General features: G+C 24.3%; 3 protein-coding genes. All 3 read left to right on the forward strand.

Going from position 1 to position 2590, the window contains the following annotated elements; genetic code table 11:
* A partial coding sequence (locus tag Q5F54_RS12875) for a restriction endonuclease subunit S (protein ID WP_302334565.1) occupies positions 1-758 on the forward strand: 758 nt, incomplete at its 5' end.
* Positions 759-903: 145 nt separating this feature from the next.
* The gene (locus Q5F54_RS12880; protein ID WP_281538224.1) at positions 904-1296 is read left to right on the forward strand and encodes a hypothetical protein; all 393 of its coding nucleotides are present in this window, start codon (positions 904-906) and stop codon (positions 1294-1296) included.
* A 57-nt stretch (positions 1297-1353) separates the two neighbouring features.
* Positions 1354-2397, forward strand: coding sequence for a type II toxin-antitoxin system antitoxin SocA domain-containing protein (locus tag Q5F54_RS12885; protein ID WP_281538225.1), 1044 nt, complete (start codon positions 1354-1356; stop codon positions 2395-2397).
* Positions 2398-2590 lie beyond the last annotated feature (193 nt).

The raw sequence follows: 2590 nt of genomic DNA on the forward strand, positions 1-2590 counted from the left end.
CATTATTAACAATAACGGTGCCAACATTAGAAGAACAAGAAAATATAGCTAATATTTTATCTTGTTTAGATGAGAAGATTGAGTTAAATAATGAAATGAATAAGACTTTAGAAGAGATGGCTCAATGTATTTTTAAGAGATGGTTTGTTGATTTTGAGTTTCCTAATGAGAATGGAGAGCCCTATAAGAGTAGTGGTGGAGAGATGGTTGATAGTGAGCTTGGTATGATTCCTAATGGATGGGAAGTTGTGAACTATATAAATACATCAGATATTCAATATGGATTTGCATTTAAAAGTAAATTGTTTAATGATAAAGAAGGAAAACCTATAATAAGAATAAGAGATATATCTAATAGCTATACACCAACTTATACAACTGAAGAATATAATGATTTATATATTGTAACTAAAAATGATATACTAGTAGGAATGGATGGTGAGTTTAAGGCTCATATTTGGGGTGGAAAAGATTCATTATTAAATCAACGAGTACTTAGAATAAGACCCAAAGATAATAATTCTATTGCATATAGTTATTTTTCAATAAAAGAACCACTAAGATATTTAGAAAATTCAAAAGTTGGAACTACTGTTATACATTTAGGTAAAAAAGATATAGACAATATTAAAATAGTATATCCAGCAGATAATTTAATAAATAAAATATGTGAAAATAAAGTTGAAATTATGGAATTATTAGAGCTAAGAGATAGCTTATTACCTAAACTTATGAGTGGGGAAATAAAAGTAAATTAATTTTTTACTAAGTTTAACTATTAAAAGGTATCATTTTATTGAAATGATACCTTTTTTATGTTAATATTTTAATAAAAATTGTTATATATGAATAAAATGTATCAAAAGGGGTACAATTTAGTTAAGAAAGGATAAAAATTAATATATGCAAATTACAAAAGAAGAAGTAAAACAAATACTAGAAAAAGTAAAAGCATGTGTACATAATGATAAATTTAGAATATCCCTAAATCCAAATAGAATAGAGAATCAAAGTTTTATTAATGATTATAGATTGACAACAAAGCAACAAAAAAGAATGATTTTAGAACTTGATATATATGATTTTTCTAAAATTGATATAGATAGAAAAAATAAAATTCAAATATTATATTTTTTTGGTAGAGAATATGAACTAAATCATAAAGATAGAGGTTTAGAAAATGTTGAAACATATATAAAATTTACATTAATAGAAAGAAATACAGAAGAAATGATATTATTTATATCTTTTCATAAGGCTAACTATCCTATAAATTATAGGTTTAAAAAAAGTTAATATGGAGCGTTATATTATCGCTCCTATATATAAATTACTTTAGGGGGATTTTGATATATGATTAATAATTTAATAAATAAGGAGCATAATATGAGCGAAAATATTGATTTTTGTGAAGTTTGTTTAGATGATAGAGCATATACAATTAAAGAAGAAGAGACTATAGAGTATGCAAGAGGAAAAGAAATAAAATATATAAAAAAGCAAGCATACTGCACAGAGTGTCATAATCCTATGTATATAGGAAAAATTAATGATGAAAATTTAGAAGTTCTCTACTCTAAAATTAGAGAAGTAGATAATATTATAAATATAGAACAAATTAAAGAAATATTAGAAAAATACAGTATAGGAAAAAGACCACTTTCATCATTATTAGGATGGGGGGAATTAACTATAACTAGATATTTAGATGGAGATATTCCTACTAAAAGTTACTCAGATACTCTAAAGTTAATATTAGAAGATGTTAATAAAATGAGTGAAATTTTAGAAAATAACAAATCTAAAATTAGTGAAGTTGCTTATAGAAAATGTAGAAATAGAATTGAAGAGTTAAAAAAATCAGAACTTGCCATAAGTGCAGACGAATCAAATGAACATAAAATTGATAATGTAGCTATTAATATAATAAGAAAGTGTGGAGAAATAACACCATTAGCTCTTCAAAAGCTTTTATACTACTCACAAGCTTTTTATAAGTTGTTTACTGGAGATTATTTATTTGATAATGATTGTGAAGCATGGATTCATGGACCTGTTTATAGATGTATTTATGATAGATATAAATGCTTTGGAAGAGGTCAAATAGAAATTAACGATAGTGATGAAATTTTACTAGATGAGATTGAAGATTATATAGTTGGTTGTGTAGTTAGGTACTTTGGGTGTTATAGTGGAAAAATTCTTGAAGAAATGACTCATTCAGAAATGCCTTGGATTTTAACTAGAAGAGGATTAAAAAAGGATGTTGGATGTAATAGAATAATTGAAAAAGAATTTATTGATACATATTTCAAAAACGTAAAAGATAAGTATAAATTAATTAGTATAGATGATATAAAAGAATATAGTACTACTTTATTTAACTCAATAAATTAAATTTTAATCAAAAACAAAAGCTAGTCGAATGACTAGCTTTTATTTTTCACCAAAAATCATTATAATTATAATGTAGAGATTTATTTAGGGGGATAGATATGTTTAAATTAATAAAAGAACTAATGAATTTAAGAAAATCAATTGAAGAAAAGACAAAGGAATTAAATAGGTTAGAAAAAGATATAAATAATAG

The sequence above is a fragment of the uncultured Romboutsia sp. genome (genome assembly GCF_958366745.1).
GTDB lineage: Bacteria > Bacillota > Clostridia > Peptostreptococcales > Peptostreptococcaceae > Romboutsia > Romboutsia timonensis.